The sequence below is a fragment of the Gordonia rubripertincta genome (assembly GCF_038024875.1).
Taxonomy (GTDB): domain Bacteria; phylum Actinomycetota; class Actinomycetes; order Mycobacteriales; family Mycobacteriaceae; genus Gordonia; species Gordonia rubripertincta.
This window is the reverse complement of sequence record NZ_CP136136.1, coordinates 2,305,087-2,319,813: the sequence shown is the minus strand read 5'-3', so window position 1 is coordinate 2,319,813 and position 14,727 is coordinate 2,305,087. Positions and strand designations below refer to the sequence as shown.

The following is a 14,727-nucleotide window of genomic DNA, read 5'->3' as shown; positions in this document are numbered from 1 at the left end:
GACGCGCAACGCCTGGTGAATTCCCGACGACCCGCGCCGCCGGTGCACAGTGGACGTGTGCCCGACATGGACCTACTGCTGCTCAGCCGATGGCTCACCCCGGTGCGTGACTTCCTCGTCCCCCGGGTCGGCGCCGGCGCCCGCATCGGCTTCATCCCGACGGCGTCGTCGATCTACCCCGACCAGGCGTGGCTCGACCTCGACCGCGGCAGCCTGCGCGACCAGGGATTCGTGGTCGTCGACGTCGATCCGGAACTGGTCTCGGCGGCTTCGTTCACCCGCGCGCTGAGCGAGATCGACGCGGTGTTCGTATCCGGCGGCAACGTCTTCCACCTTCTCGGCGCGCTCCGCCACGCGGGCGCCGACCGCCCTCTCGTCGACGCGGTCCGCCGCGGACTGCCCTACATCGGGGTCAGTGCCGGTGCGTGCGTCATCGGTCCCGACATCGCGCCGCTCGCGCTGCTCGACGACCCGACCGAAGCGGCACCGCTGACCTCGACCGCCGCCCTCGGGCTCATCGACGTCACGGTCGTCCCGCATGCGGAGGGAACCGTCGGCGGCCCCGGCCGGATCGAACGGACGCGGCAGGAGTTCGCCGGCCATCCGCTGCATTTCCTGCGCGACGACGAGGCACTCGTGATCTCCGGCGGGACCACGACGGTCATCGCGGGCTGACGGACTCCTCCTCGGTGGCCTCGCCCGTGTGATCGGCCGTCGTCGGAACGTCGGACGAGCCGGCGTCAGCAGAACTGTTCTCCGCGGTCCGGCGGTTCCGGCGTCGGCTGAACTCCGCGACCCCGACCATCAGCAGGCCGACGACCACCCAGCCGACGACGGCGACCGACAGGCCCGGGATGATCGAGAGCATCGCGGTGCGCCCGGTCGGGCGCGCGAGATCCGGGTTGTAGGCGGCATACTCGACGCTGATCCGCTGTCCCTCGCTGAGCTCGGTGGGATAGAGCAGGCCGAAACGCGGACTGTGGAACGAGCCGTCGGGCGTCTGGAAGTCGACCGCGGCGTGCAGCGCATCCACCGAGACGACCTCGGCCATCACGGTGGCCTTGCTGGCCTCGATCGCGGAGTCGTTCTTGAAGCAGCCGGCGACGAGCGAGAACGCCATCGCGGTGATGGTGATCCCGACGACGAGCAACCCGAGCTGCACGCGTCGCTGGATCACCGGATTCATGCCGTTCAGGGTAACCGGCGGCCCCGCCGGGGACACCGACCGCCGTCGCGACTAGTCCGTCGACCCTCGCAGGCGGGCCGCGATCGCCGCGTGCACCGACCGCAGCCGATTCCGATCCGTGGCCACCTCGATCACCTCGATGCCGCCGGCCGCCGGTTCCTCGGCGAGAACGGTCCGCAGTTCGTCGACGCCGACGCGCCGGTGCGGGATGTGGAAGCCCGCGCACATCGACGCGATGTCGGTGCGGTGCGGGGTTCCGAAGACGCGCTCGTAGGCGCCGGCGTACTGCCCGGCGTTGTAGCGCGGGTCACCCTGTTCGAGCAGCCCGAAGATCCCGCCGCCGTCGTCGTTGGCCACGACGATCCGCAGCGACTCGGGCCGTGGCTCCCCGGGCCCGATGACCAGGCCGGTGGCGTCGTGGATGAAGGTCAGGTCACCCATCAGGGCGATCGTGCGGGCACCGGGACGTTCGTGGTCGAGGGCCAGCGCGGCACCGATCGCCGTCGAGTTGGTCCCGTCGATGCCGGCGACGCCACGGTTGGACAGGACGCGCACACCCTCGGCGACCCGTCCGGCGAGGGCGATGTCGCGGATCGGGTTCGACGCCCCGACGACGAGCTGGTCTCCCGGAGCCATGGCGGCGCTGACCGCGCGTGCGACGTGCAGTCCGGTGGTCGGACCGGGTTCCTCGAGCTCGGCCTCGACCGCCCCGGCCACCCGTTCCTGCACCGCGGCGCACTCCTTGAGCCAGTCCTCGCGCGGTTCGCCGATCACCTCGATCCGGGTGCCGGTGGCGAAGACGTTGCCCGAGACGTCGGGCCAGCGCGGACCGGTGGTCAGCGCGTAGACCCGGACCTCGGGGTCGGCGAGCAGCCGCGACACACCTCGATGCAGTGTCGGACGGCCGCAGATGATCGCCTGCTTGGGACGCACCGAGTCGAGTGCGAGCGGGTGCAGCGGGGTCGCCGGGTGCGGCGCGGTCGGTTCGGCGACAGTCGGCACGTCGGCGAGTGCGGGATGCTCACCGGAGCCGTGCCCGGACACCACGACCGTGTCCAGCGACAGGTCGATCGGCAGCGGGACGTCGAGCTTGCCGACGGGTGCCTGCGTCCACGGCAGCCCGCCGGGACGTCCGGAGAACGAACCCAGATCGTCGTCCCCGACCTCGTCCGGGTCGGGCACGAGCGGCTCCCGTAGCGGGATGTCGAACTGGACCGGGCCGGCGTTGCCGGTGCGCGCGCCACGCGCGGCGGCGAGCACGCGACCGACGGCAGACCGCCACTGGCTGTTGGTGTCGAGGTCCCGCTCGGCGAGACCGAGACTGATGGCGGCGCGCACCTGGGTGCCGAAGAGACCGAACTGTTCGACGGTCTGGTTGGCACCCGAGCCGAGCAGCTCATACGGCCGGTTGGCGCTCACGACGACCAGGGGCACGCGGGCGTAGTTGGCCTCGAAGACCGCCGGTCCCATGTTCGCCACGGCCGTGCCGCTGGTCATGACGATCGGCACCGGCTCCTTCGACGACACCGCGAGACCCAGCGCCAGGTAACCCGCGGACCGCTCGTCGATGCGGACGTGCAGGCGCAGACGGCCCGCCGCGTCGGCGGCGTGCAGGGCGAAGGCCAGCGGCGCGTTCCGGGACCCCGGGCACAGTACGGCTTCCCGCACACCGCCCCGGATCATCTCGTCGACGATGACCCGCGCCTGCAGCGTCGAGGGATTCGGAACCGGTCGATTCATTCCTCAAGCCTAGGGACTCGAACTCTCGCAGTGCGCCGGGGAGCGGCGTTACGCTGGTCACGTGGGCTTTTATGACGACCGCGTCGTCCCGCATCTGGTCCATGTCGCGTGCGGGATGTCGGCCCTGACACCACTGCGAGAGCGCACCTGCGCCCCGCTGAGCGGACGGTTGCTCGAGGTCGGATTCGGCTCCGGTCTCAACGTCGGGCTCTATCCCGACACGATCACCGAGGTCGCGGCGGTCGAGCCCTCCGACGTCGGCTGGCGGATGGCTGCCGATCGGGTCGCCGGGTCGTCGGTCCCGATCGAGCGCTCCGGGCTCGACGGCCAGAAACTGCCGTTCGACGACGAGTCCTTCGACGCCGCGCTGTCGACGTTCACCCTGTGCACCATCCCCGACCTCGGCGCGGCCCTCGCCGAGATCCGGCGCGTCCTCCGGCCGGGCGCCACCCTGGCCTTCCTCGAACACGGACTCGCCCCCGACGAGAAGGTCCGTCGCTGGCAGCACCGCCTGGAGCCGATCCAGAAGCGCCTCGTCGGCGGCTGCCACCTGACCCGCGACGTACGAGCCGAACTGACGGCGGCGGGCTTCGACCTCGGCAGCGTCGACTCCTTCTACCAACCGGGCGTCCCGAAACCCCATGGGGCACTGAGCCTGGGCACCGCTCAGCCCGCCTGACCTCGCCCGGCGTTCCCCGGCCTCGCACCGCACCTGCCGAGGTGCTGCCCTACTGTGGGCACAATGCGTCGCTGGACACTGCTGGCACTTCTGACCGCGGCCGCGACGCTGATCCTGGAACTGTTCGACGTCGACGCGGCGGCCCTGTTCGCCGGCCTCGTCGTCGCCGGACTGCTCGCGATCGCCGGTCGTGCACCCCGGCAACGGAATTCCGCCGACGACCCCGACGCCCCGATCGTGCCGCGCTGGGCGTTCGTCTCGTCCCAGGGCGTGCTCGGCGTCTTCATCGGCACGATGGCCGAGCCCGAGACGATCAGCGGACTGGGATCGTCGTGGTTCCCGGTGCTGGTGATCGGTGTCGCGACCCTCGCGATCTCGGTCGTCTGCGGCGCGCTCCTCGGTCTACACCGGGACGTCGACCCGCTCACCGGTTCGCTGGCACTCGTGGCGGGCGGCGCCTCCGGGCTGGTCGCCCTCACCCGTGAGTTCGGCGGCGACGAACGGATGGTCGCGGTCATCCAGTACCTGCGCGTCGCGCTCGTCACCGTCACGATCCCGCTCGTCGCCTCCCTCGTCTTCGGGGCCGGCGAGGGCGCGGTCGAGGTCGTCCCGGCGTCGTGGACAGACCAGGCGTGGGGGTTGTTGCTGCTCGTCGTGTGCCTGGGAATCGGCCTTCCCGCGGGACGACTCCTGCGCCTCCCGGCCGCCGGGTTGCTCGGCCCCCTCGCGCTCTCGACGGCGGCCGAACTCACCGGGATCGCCGGCGATGCCGCGGTGTCGCCGATGCTCCTCACGGTCGCCTATGCGCTGATCGGGTGGCAGGCCGGGCTCGGCTTCACCATGGAGCGCCTCCGGGCGATCGGCCGCGTCCTGCCGTATGCGCTGGCCCTGATCCTGGCCATCGGTGTGGGGTGCGCGCTGCTCGGTGTCGCGTTGTCCGCCTGGACCGGGGAGTCGATGTTCGACTGCTACCTCGCGACCACCCCGGGCGGCATCTATGCCGTCCTCGCGGCGGCCACCGGCGCGGGCGGGAACGTGGCCTTCGTCGTCGCGGCGCAGATCCTGCGGGTACTCCTCATGCTGTTCGTGGCGCCGTTCGCCGCACGTGCCGCCTCCCGGCGCAGTGGCCGCGACGAGTAACTGACTCGCCGGTCACATGTGACCCGCATCCCACGTAAAGTCGGAGAGATGAGCGGGGAATCGAACACCGAGACAAACAGCAACGACAACCAGGCCGCGGCCGGGTCGCACGCCCGCGAGTTCGACGTCGTCGTCTACGGCGCCACCGGCTTCGTCGGCGAGATCACCGCACGGTATCTCGCCGACCACGCACCGATCGGCACCAAGGTGGCGCTCGCCGGCCGCAACGAGTCCAAGCTGACCCAGGTCCGCGAACGTCTGCCGCTCCGCGCCCGGGACTGGCCGCTGATCGTGGCCGACTCCAATTCACCCGCAGCGCTCGACGCGATGGTCGCGCGCACGCAGGTCGTCTGCACGACGGTCGGCCCCTACCTCAAGTACGGCGAGGCACTCGTCGTCGCAGCGGCCACCGCCGGGACCGACTATGTCGACCTCACCGGGGAAGTCCCCTTCGTCCGCTACTCCATCGACAAGGCACATGACACCGCGGTCGCCTCGGGTGCACGCATCGTCCACTCCTGCGGCTTCGACTCCGTCCCGTCCGACATCACCACCTACGCGCTGTACAGGAAGGTCGCCGAGGACGGTGCCGGCGAGATGACCGACACCACGCTCGTCGTGAAGTCGATGCGCGGCGGCCTGTCCGGCGGAACGATCGACTCGATGCGGGTCATCGCCGACGAGGCCAAGAACTCTCAGGCCCGGCGCCTGATGCTCAACCCGCAGGCCCTCTCCGGCGGCCCCGGCGAGGTCCCCCGGGTCAGCCTGTCCGACGAACCGAGCGACCTGTCGATCATCAACGCCAAGAAGGTCGATCCGTCGCTGCGCGGCACGCTCGCCCCGTTCTTCATGGCGGCACACAACACCCGGATCGTCCGGCGGTCGAATGCGCTGCTGGACAACGCCTACGGCTCGAACTTCCACTATGCGGAGACGATGAACGTGGGCGGGGTCCCGGCCGTGTCGACCCTCGCCGCCGGCGCGGTGGCCGTGGGCACCGGCGCCTTCATGGGTGCCATGAGCTTCGGCCCCACCCGCCGGCTGCTCGACCGTGTCCTCCCGAAGCCGGGTGACGGGCCGAGCGAGAAGACCCGCAACAGTGGGCATTTCGTGGTGGAGACGTTCACCCGGACGACCACCGGCCGACGCTATCGCGCGCAGATGCGTGCGCAGGGCGACCCCGGATACAAGGCGACCGCGGTGATGCTCGCCGAGAGCGCCCTGACCCTCGCGCTCGACCGCGACCGTCTGCCGGCCCGGACGGGCGTCCTGACGACCGCGGTGGCGATGGGCGACGCCCTCATCGATCGCCTCCGCGACGCCGGATTCACCATCGACACAACCGAACTCGGCTGATCCGGGCCGGCGACCACCGCCCGGGAATGTTTTAGCACTCACTACCCGAGAGTGCTAGACGAGCGCGGAATCCGGTGCTATCTTCGGTGTCAGTACAGCGTTGAGCTGCTCGCCGGACGAGTGGCGGGCAGCCTTGTAAGACAGGAGGTGAACTGCTGTGCTGCGTTTCGATCCGTTTTCCGACATGGATGCCTGGGCCCGGGGCATGCTGACCGGTTCGGCTGCCGGAACCGCGCGTACTCCCAAGTTCATGCCCTTGGACCTCTACAAGGTCGACGACCACTACATGCTCGTCGCCGACCTGCCGGGCGCCGACCCGGGCTCGATCGACGTGAGCGTCGACAACGGCGTACTCACGTTGTCCGCTCAGCGATCTGCCCCATCCGACGAGGGCGTCCAGTGGCTGGCCAGCGAACGGTTCTCCGGAACCTACCGACGCCAGGTCACCCTCGGTGACTCCATCGACAGTGCCGGCATCTCCGCCCGCTACGACAACGGCGTGCTCACCGTGACCATCCCGGTGGCCGAGAAGGCCAAGCCACGCCGCATCGAGGTGGAGAGCATCAACAGGCAGCAGGAGATCGAGACCGGGACTGTCACGTAATCCGAAAACCCTGCTCCTCGAACGTCATCGGGGAACACCACGGGCGGCCGGTGCGCCGGGGTCGGCGCACCGGCCGTTCGGCGCATCGTCGTCGGCCGCTCGGACGCGGGACTACCGGCCCACCCAGGTGGCCAGCGGTTCGGGCCGGCCGAAGAAGAATCCCTGCGCGTAGTCGAAGCCGAACTCCGCCAGCACTTCCAGCACATCGTCACTCTCGATGCCCTCGGCCACCATCCGCAGCCCGGTAGCCGCCGCCATCTCCGAGATCGCACGCACCACAGCACGATCGGAATGACTGTGCGCAAGTTGGGCGATCAGTGTGCGATCGACCTTCAGGACGTCGACGGGCAGATCGCGGACGTAGCGGAGGGCCGAGAAACCGGCCCCGAGGTCGTCGACGCAGATCGTGCACCCGAGGTCGTGCAGGCCGTTGACGGTCCGGGCCGCCGAGGTCTCCAACCGGACCACCTGATCCTCGCGGACCTCGATCCACACCCGCGCCGGGTCGACGCGGTGGTCGCGGATCAGGCCGTCGATGTAGCAGACGAGACCCTCGTCGGAGAGCTGCTGCCCCGAGAGGTTGAGCGAGACGAAGGCCTCGTCCCCAGCCGTCTCGGAGATGTCGGTGGCCAGATCGCGGATGGCCTCCCCGATGGCGTGCCGTCCGATCGGCGCGAGCAGCGAGATGCCCTCGGCCACTGCGAGAAACGCATCGGGGGCGAGAACCCCGAATTCGGTGTGCCACCGCAGCAGCGACTCGTAACCCGCCACCCGCCGGTCCGCCATCGCGACGATCGGTTGATAGAAGACCGAGAAGTCGCGCTCCACCGACCGGGTGAGCCAGGCCGCGAGATCGACCTCCGCGCTGATCTGCCGCACCATGCTCGGGTGCGCGAACTCGACGTGCACACGCCGAGTGAGCGCGACGCACAGGGCGGCGTCGGCGTGCCGCACCAGGTCGGTCTCGTCGGCGATGGCACGGAGGTCCGCACCCACGGCGACACCCATGCAGACGTCGAGGAAGGTGCTGCGATCGCCGTCGCTGACGGTGTGCGCGCCGAGTTTGCGCCGGGTCGCGTCGATGAGCGCGTCGTGGCCGCCGTCGTGGGCGGAGAGGGAGATCAGCCACTGCAGGTCCGAGCGGCGGTCGAACCGGGCGCGCGGACTGATCGGCATCAAGACCTGCTCGACGAACAGTTCGGCGTTCGACACGGTGGCCTGGTACCCGTAGGCGACGACAGCGCGGTGATAGGGGTCGACCGAGACCGCGATCACCGTTGCGTCGCGCTTCAACACTCCATCATCTGTCTCGTCCGATCCCCCCGGCCGCGGCCTGATCGCCACGTCCCACCGTGGGCGAGACTTTACTCGCCGACCCACGGTTCCGTAGCGCACCAGCCGCGCGGGTCGCGGCCGAAGAACTGCGGATTCGGCCGGAGGAATTCGACCGGTTCGATGGTGTCGGCAATCACGCCGGCGAGCACGAGCGACCGCCCGGCCGTAATATTCCGGGGTCCGGGTAACAGACGACGCTGTTCGCCGACACTTTCCCTTTCCTCAGATCTCGGCGAACAATTAGAAAGGCTAGAAAACGGCTGGTAAGGTAGCCGCAACTCCTGGGTGCGATGCCACTGAAGGATTCGTTCGTTCCGGTTACGATTTTGTTTTCGCAAATCCCGATGTTCGGAGTGTCCGTGACCGCATGCGCGGTCAAAGCGACGGAAAGCGGTCCCGGCGTATGGCCTTGATCAGGAATGTGATGCGGCGCTACGACGCGCGCTCCATGGCAACGCTGATCAGTACCGGTGGCGTATTGCCCCTGCCGCTCATCGCCCTACTCGCACCCCACACCATCAAGCCCGGCAAGATGGTTCTCCTGATGGCCATCTGGACGTTCATCGCCCTGATCTTCGCCGTCACCGCTTTGCGTCGCCGGCTGACCGACCCGGAGTTCGCTGTCCTCGGCGGTCTCGGAATCGCCGGCATCGGCGGCACGTCGCTGATCCTCGCCGATCCCCTGACCGCGGCCCTGGTGCTGGCCATCGTGGCCGTCATCCCGGCGATCGGCGCCATCACCGCCTCGCCCCGGCTCATCCTGTCTCATCTGGCGTTGGCCAGTGCGTGCACCGCGGTCGTCCTCGCGGTCCTCGCGCGCTCCGTTCCCACCTTCATGATCAGCTTCGGCGCGATGTTCGGGGTCATCGTCGTCCCGGTGTTCCTCGTGGTGGCGCTCCGGAAATCGATGGAGGCCGTTCTCGATCAGCAGACCCGACTCTGCGGGATCGACCCGTTGACCGGCCTGCTCAACCGTCGCGGATTCCTCATCCGGGCATCGCAGTTGCTGTCGGCCGCCCGGTCCTCGACAGGATGGATCGGGATCCTGTTGCTCGACGTCGACCACTTCAAGCGGATCAACGACGAATACGGGCACCTCGCCGGCGACGGCGTCCTGCTCACCGCCGCCGCGGCCATCCGCGAGCACGCACCGGTCGGTTCCGAGGTGTGCCGCTACGGGGGCGAGGAGTTCCTCCTCTTCCACGTCGTCCGTGACCAGGAAGAGCTCTGGCGCTGCGCCGAGCGCCTCCGCGCCGCCGTCGCCGCGACCGCACCGGTGACGGTCAGCGTCGGTGGTGTCTGCGCACCGCTGATGTCCTCGCGGAACGGAAGTGCCCACTCGACCGACGACGTCGTCGGCAGCCTGCTGGGTCGCGCCGACGAATGCGTCTACCGGGCGAAGGAGAGCGGCCGCGACACGACGGTCATCGACACGATCGATCCGATCGTGTGGAACGACGGCACGTTGAGCTCCCACGCCGCCGAGGATCCGCCGGCCTCGCCTCCGTCGGCGACCCTGTACGAGGTCTTCTACCAGCGTCCGGCGGACTTCGTCGAGATGGAGACACGTCCGGGCAGGAGCTGAGGCGCCCCCGGAGTCTGCAGGATGTCGGCTTCCATTCGCATCCGACGCCACGTCTCGGGAGAGGTGTGCTCGCGGATGCGTGCACGGTCCCACCACATGAGGCGCGTACGATACCGCTCGTCGGGGAACGGGGTCGGCGGCACGGATTCGTCGACGCGCCCACCGCCCGACTGCCAGCGCCGCAGCACATGGTCGGCCGCGGTCGCCATCATGTGGTCGGTGCCCGACATCTCCATGATCACCAGGCCCAGCCGCGAGAGCTGGCCCGCCACCGACCGCGCGATCGGCGACCTCTCGTCCACCCAGGCCGTCTTGACCTCGACGATTCCGCCGGCAAGGCGCGACTCGATCGCGTTCACCAGCTGCACCTGACCGGGCTGTCCGGCCCACTCGACCAGCGCATGCGACTGGGCCGCCGCGCTGAACCGCGGCTGGACACGCAGACCGCCCCGGACCTGGTCGGCGTCGTCGAGGACAGCGAAGAACAGTGCCGTTCCCGCTCCCGTCGAGACCTCGTCGTAGTCGAGCGCGGCGGCACAGCCGTGCCGTTCGTACGATGCGGCGGCCCCGTTCAGGTACCGATCCCACAACGCCCTCTCACGGCCGGGCGCGGCCGCGATGACCGTGTAGTCCGACCCCACCTCTCGGGCGGTGGCATGCAGAACGCCCGTTCGACTCGCCTCACCGGCGGTTTTCATCGTTTTCATCGCAGCATTGCACCTTCCGAAAAGGAGGAATTTGTCGCGTGATCTCCCCTGACCCCGCGTGTTATGTTGCCATAAGCGCGTTTTTGTGCAGGCTCACGAGCGCGTTTTCCTCCGGATTCGGCGCCTATCGGTCCGGTTGGCGACACGTAGTCGAGTAGGCCACGATGAGGTATGCGCTCTGTGCCGGCCACCGCCGCCGTCCTCTACTCCGAGTCCGAAGTCCCGGTTTCCTTGGTCCACGACGACTCGATCGACGTGACCGACATGACCGTGCAGACCGCCCGAGCGCTCGACGAGATCCTCCCTGCGGGCGACCCCGCGCTCCGGGCCGAGAATCCTCGTTTCGCGTACTTTCCCTGGCGGAAGTCACTGGTGAAGATCCCCGGTCCGCTGTCTTTCCGTCGCCTTCGACTGGACCGCAACCGGCATAAGCTGACCGCCGCGGATCTCGATGCCGCGGCGAAACTCCGCATCGGTGTCATCGGATTGAGCGTGGGTCACGCCATCGCCCTCACCCTGACGCTCGAAGGACTGGCCGGCGAATTACGCCTGGCCGATTTCGACGATCTCGAACTGACCAATATGAATCGAATTCCGGCAACATTGCTGGATATCGACGTGAACAAAGCCGTGGTGGCTTCTCGTCGGATTTCCGAGATCGATCCGTATCTGACGACCTCGGTGTTTTCGGACGGCATAACATCCGAGAACATCGACGCTTTCCTCGCCGGCCTCGACCTCGTCGTCGAGGAATGCGATTCCTTCGACGTGAAGGTGCTGGTCCGGCACCGGTGCCGCGAGCTGGGCATCCCGGTGCTGATGGAGACGAGCGACGGCGGGACCCTGGACGTGGAGCGCTTCGACCTCGAGCCGGAGCGCCCACTGTTCCACGGCCTCGCGGGCGACCTCGACATGGAGGACCTCGTGGGCCTGGACCGCGCGCACCTGACGCCGCTGGCCGTCAAGGTGCTCGAACCGGCGAGGGTCACCGCGCCGATGGCCGCGTCGGCGATCGAGCTCGGTCACACGGTCACCGCCTGGCCGCAGCTCGCCGGCGACGTCCTCCTCGGGGGCGCGACGGTCGCCGCCGCGGTCCGCCGCCTCGTCCAGGGCAGGCCGCTGCCATCGGGACGCGTGCGCTTCGACCGCGACACCTGGCTCGACGGCCTCACCGATCCCCTCGACCGTGCTCTCGACAACGTCGGCGCGGCCGCCGGGTCGGCAGACCGTGAGCTCCCGGTCGAGGAGATGTCCGACCTCGAGCTCATCACGCACGCAGCGAGCCGCGCGCCGTCGGCGGGCAACCAGCAGCCGTGGCAGATCACCGCCGACGAGGACTCCGTGACCATCACCCTGGACCGGTCCCGCACCTCGACGCTCGACGTCGAGCACCGCGCCTCGGCAGTCGCGGTGGGTGCCGCCCTGCACAATGCCCGCGTGGCCGCGGCGAGTCGCGGCGTACTCGACGACATCGACGTCGTCGCGGACGATCGGACGATCCTCGGACGGGTGCGGCTCAAGGGCCTCGGTGCGGGCGTGCACGCCCCCGAGTACGAGCGCGAACTCCGCACACTGCTGGCGCGGGGCACCCGGCGTGGGCCCGGGAACGGTTCACCGCTCGGTGACGACGATCTGACCCGTCTCGCCGACGTGGCCGACACCGAGATCACCCGCCTCGTGCCGCTCGCCGACCGCGCGCGGATCACGACCTTCGCCTCGATCGCCGATCGCTCCGATCGGGTACGCTTCCTGACTCCGGAGCTGCACCGCGAGATGTTCGCCGAACTCACCGCCGACCCCGCGGAGGGCGCCGGGATCGACATCGCCTCCCTCGACCTGCCGCCGGCGATGGCCGGGATGCTCGACGTGCTCCGTCGCGCCGATGTGATGTCTCTGCTGGACGAATGGGGCGGTGGTGCCGCACTGGGCGCCGACGCGGCGGCACGGGTCGTCTCGGCGTCGGGAATCCTGCTGCTGGTCCAGCGCGGACGGACGCCGGCGGACTACCTGCGAGCCGGACTCGTCGTCGAACAGCTCTGGGCCGTCGCAGAGCAGCTCGGGTACGCCGTCCACCCCATGACGCCCGCGTTCCTGTACGCCCTGGACGAGACGACGGCGCGCACACTGTCGGGCAACCACGGCGACGTTCTCGCCGGCCTTCGGCGTGAGATGGACGAGCTGTGCCCGGTCGACGACAACGAGGCCGTCACCATCGCACTCCGGGTCTCGCGGTCGGCATCGCCGACCGTTCGCAGCCGCCGGCTCCCGGGCTGACCGGCTACCCGGACGGACAGGCCGGGTTCGACAGCCGGACTAGGCCTGGCCGGGTTTGAGCTTGATGAACAGGGCGTCCATCTCGGCGCACAACCGGTCCCCGTCATGCATGGTGCCCTTGATGAACACCTTGCGGCCCTCGATCTTCTCCGCCCAGGCGCGCACGCGCAGCGTCGTGTTCAGCGGGGTGATCGAGCGGTACTGGACGTTCAGGTAGGCGGTGCGGCTGACATGCTGGATCGCCACGGCCGAGGCGTAGCCGCCGATGTCGTCGAAGGCGACGGCGACATGTCCACCGTGTGCGGCGGCGTTGCCGCCGAGGTGGAAGTCGCGGAAGACCAGTTCGGCGACGACGCCGTCCTCGGAGGCCTCGACGACCTCGTAGGGCGGGAGGGTGATGTTGCCGCGGGACGGCAGGTCGATGCGGGTGCCGGCAGGCGAATGCCACTCGTCGATGCGAACCGTGGCGAGGCGCTCGTTGACGGCGGTGAGGTGCTCGATGAGTTCGTCGACGAGCTCGTCGTCGGGGCACGCGTAGCGTGCGTTGTCCATGAGCAGCCGGACCTGTTCGCTGAACTCCCCGTACCGCGGGCCACCGCGCTCGGTGGTGATGGCCGCATGAGGCCGGAAACCACCCTCGTGCGGGTCTTCCTCGACGGTTTCCACAGCACGATCGTTCGCTTCACTCACCGGTCAACCGTATAAGAACACCGATTCAGCGGCCGGACTGGTGCTCCCCGTCGCCGCTCGGATCGTCCCGGTCGGAGCGACGGTGTGAGTCCAGGTCGATGCACACGCCGTGCTGGACGAACCCGTGCGGGGGGCCGGGGACGAAATCCGGGACACCACGCGGCCCGCGCTCCTTCTCGTCCCGAAGCCGTACCGCCCGCCCCACGATCACGGCTACGACCGCGGCCAGTACGCACCAGCCGGCCACACCGACGACAATCCACCCCCAGGTGTTCATGGGTCCATGTAAGCATTGCGAACTGGGAATTTGCTGAAAACCCGCATCATATACGGTTCGCGCCGGAAGCGAACTCATCAGGACCTTTGACCCATTCCGACGCCCGTGCACCCGACGGACCGCCGTGAGCTCGGCCGTCTGCGATCACTACTCTGGGCGCATGAGCGCGACCGACGACACCACGACCGCCGACCAGCCGTTCGATCCGGCCCAGTGGACCCAGGTGCCCGGGTTCACCGATCTCACCGACATCACCTATCACCGGCACGCGGGTGAGGGTCGCGAGAACGGCATCGTGCGGGTGGCCTTCGACCGCCCGGAGGTCCGCAACGCCTTCCGCCCACACACCGTCGACGAGCTCTACCGGGTACTCGACCACGCCCGCCGCTCCCCCGACGTCGGCACGATCCTCCTGACCGGCAACGGCCCGAGCCCCAAGGACGGCGGGTGGGCCTTCTGCAGCGGAGGCGACCAGCGCATCCGCGGCCGTTCCGGGTACCAGTACGCGACCAGCCACGACACCGACGTCGTGGCGGCGGGTGCCGACTCCGTCGACGAGGCCCGGGTCAAGGCCGAGGGCGGACGACTCCACATCCTCGAAGTCCAGCGACTCATCCGCACCATGCCCAAGGTGGTCATCGCGGTGGTCAACGGATGGGCGGCCGGCGGCGGCCACTCACTGCATGTCGTGTGTGACCTGACGCTGGCCTCCGCCGAGCACGCCCGGTTCAAGCAGACCGACGCCGACGTGGGCTCCTTCGACGCCGGTTACGGCAGCGCCTACCTCGCCAAGCAGGTCGGCCAGAAGTTCGCCCGCGAGATCTTCTTCCTCGGCGAGGCCTACGACGCGGAGACCATGCACCGCATGGGCGCGGTCAACCGCGTCGCCCCGCATGCCGAACTGGAGAACACCGCCGTCGAGTGGGCCCGCAAGATCAACGGCAAATCGCCCACCGCGCAGCGCATGCTGAAGTTCGCCTTCAACCTCACCGACGACGGCCTCATGGGTCAGCAGGTGTTCGCCGGTGAGGCGACCCGCTTGGCCTACATGACCGACGAAGCCGTCGAGGGCCGGGATGCGTTCCTGGAGAAGCGCGATCCGCGTTGGGACGACTTCCCGTACTACTACTGACGGGTCCCGCACGCGGGCACGG

At 69.0% G+C, this 14,727-nt stretch carries 14 protein-coding genes; 8 read left to right on the top strand and 6 right to left on the bottom strand.

What is annotated here, in order from left to right; genetic code table 11:
• Positions 1 to 57 precede the first annotated feature (57 nt).
• Positions 58 to 675 carry a Type 1 glutamine amidotransferase-like domain-containing protein gene (locus RVF83_RS10505; protein WP_005199622.1) on the top strand — a complete coding sequence of 206 codons (618 nt, stop codon included), beginning with the start codon at positions 58 to 60 and terminating at the stop codon, positions 673 to 675.
• Here RVF83_RS10505 and RVF83_RS10500 read toward each other — a convergent pair.
• Entirely contained in the window at positions 662 to 1,186 is a 525-nt protein-coding gene (locus RVF83_RS10500; protein ID WP_039880810.1) for a hypothetical protein, read from the bottom strand. The two genes, RVF83_RS10505 and RVF83_RS10500, sit on opposite strands and share 14 nt — an antisense overlap.
• Positions 1,187 to 1,237: 51 nt before the next feature.
• Positions 1,238 to 2,926: a 2-succinyl-5-enolpyruvyl-6-hydroxy-3-cyclohexene-1-carboxylic-acid synthase gene (menD, locus tag RVF83_RS10495; RefSeq protein WP_005199620.1), complete on the bottom strand. Its 1,689-nt coding sequence runs from the start codon at positions 2,924 to 2,926 to the stop codon at positions 1,238 to 1,240.
• Positions 2,927 to 2,987: 61 nt separating this feature from the next.
• On the opposite strand from menD, the gene RVF83_RS10490 reads away from it, so the two are divergent.
• From RVF83_RS10490 to RVF83_RS10475, 4 genes are all read left to right on the top strand, one after another.
• On the top strand, positions 2,988 to 3,605 hold the full coding sequence (locus RVF83_RS10490) for a class I SAM-dependent methyltransferase (RefSeq protein ID WP_005199619.1): 618 nt from the start codon (positions 2,988 to 2,990) through the stop codon (positions 3,603 to 3,605).
• Between the two features lie 63 nt (positions 3,606 to 3,668).
• Positions 3,669 to 4,745 (top strand): AbrB family transcriptional regulator, encoded by a 1,077-nt coding sequence (locus tag RVF83_RS10485; RefSeq protein ID WP_039880809.1) that lies wholly within the window; start codon positions 3,669 to 3,671, stop codon positions 4,743 to 4,745.
• A 48-nt stretch (positions 4,746 to 4,793) separates the two neighbouring features.
• Positions 4,794 to 6,101 carry a saccharopine dehydrogenase family protein gene (locus tag RVF83_RS10480; protein WP_005199617.1) on the top strand — a complete coding sequence of 436 codons (1,308 nt, stop codon included), beginning with the start codon at positions 4,794 to 4,796 and terminating at the stop codon, positions 6,099 to 6,101.
• Positions 6,102 to 6,258: 157 nt separating this feature from the next.
• Positions 6,259 to 6,705, top strand: a complete 447-nt coding sequence (locus tag RVF83_RS10475; protein ID WP_005199616.1) for an Hsp20/alpha crystallin family protein — start codon at positions 6,259 to 6,261, stop codon at positions 6,703 to 6,705.
• Between the two features lie 111 nt (positions 6,706 to 6,816).
• Here the strand turns inward: RVF83_RS10475 and RVF83_RS10470 are convergent, their stop codons facing one another.
• Positions 6,817 to 7,998 (bottom strand): EAL domain-containing protein, encoded by a 1,182-nt coding sequence (locus RVF83_RS10470; protein ID WP_005199615.1) that lies wholly within the window; start codon positions 7,996 to 7,998, stop codon positions 6,817 to 6,819.
• A 466-nt stretch (positions 7,999 to 8,464) separates the two neighbouring features.
• Here RVF83_RS10470 and RVF83_RS10465 point away from each other — a divergent pair, with 466 nt between their 5' ends.
• Positions 8,465 to 9,625, top strand: a complete 1,161-nt coding sequence (locus tag RVF83_RS10465) for a GGDEF domain-containing protein (RefSeq protein ID WP_005199614.1) — start codon at positions 8,465 to 8,467, stop codon at positions 9,623 to 9,625.
• Here RVF83_RS10465 and RVF83_RS10460 read toward each other — a convergent pair.
• On the bottom strand, positions 9,571 to 10,332 hold the full coding sequence (locus RVF83_RS10460) for a hypothetical protein (RefSeq protein WP_005199613.1): 762 nt from the start codon (positions 10,330 to 10,332) through the stop codon (positions 9,571 to 9,573). The genes RVF83_RS10465 and RVF83_RS10460 overlap by 55 nt on opposite strands.
• A gap of 171 nt (positions 10,333 to 10,503) precedes the next feature.
• Here RVF83_RS10460 and RVF83_RS10455 point away from each other — a divergent pair, with 171 nt between their 5' ends.
• Positions 10,504 to 12,606, top strand: coding sequence for an Rv1355c family protein (locus tag RVF83_RS10455; RefSeq protein ID WP_005199612.1), 2,103 nt, complete (start codon positions 10,504 to 10,506; stop codon positions 12,604 to 12,606).
• Positions 12,607 to 12,645: 39 nt separating this feature from the next.
• Here the strand turns inward: RVF83_RS10455 and RVF83_RS10450 are convergent, their stop codons facing one another.
• The gene (locus RVF83_RS10450) at positions 12,646 to 13,296 is read right to left on the bottom strand and encodes a PaaI family thioesterase (RefSeq protein WP_039880807.1); all 651 of its coding nucleotides are present in this window, start codon (positions 13,294 to 13,296) and stop codon (positions 12,646 to 12,648) included.
• A 25-nt stretch (positions 13,297 to 13,321) separates the two neighbouring features.
• Positions 13,322 to 13,573, bottom strand: a complete 252-nt coding sequence (locus RVF83_RS10445; RefSeq protein WP_005199610.1) for a hypothetical protein — start codon at positions 13,571 to 13,573, stop codon at positions 13,322 to 13,324.
• A gap of 160 nt (positions 13,574 to 13,733) precedes the next feature.
• On the opposite strand from RVF83_RS10445, the gene RVF83_RS10440 reads away from it, so the two are divergent.
• Positions 13,734 to 14,705, top strand: a complete 972-nt coding sequence (locus RVF83_RS10440; protein WP_005199609.1) for a 1,4-dihydroxy-2-naphthoyl-CoA synthase — start codon at positions 13,734 to 13,736, stop codon at positions 14,703 to 14,705.
• Positions 14,706 to 14,727: the final 22 nt, after the last annotated feature.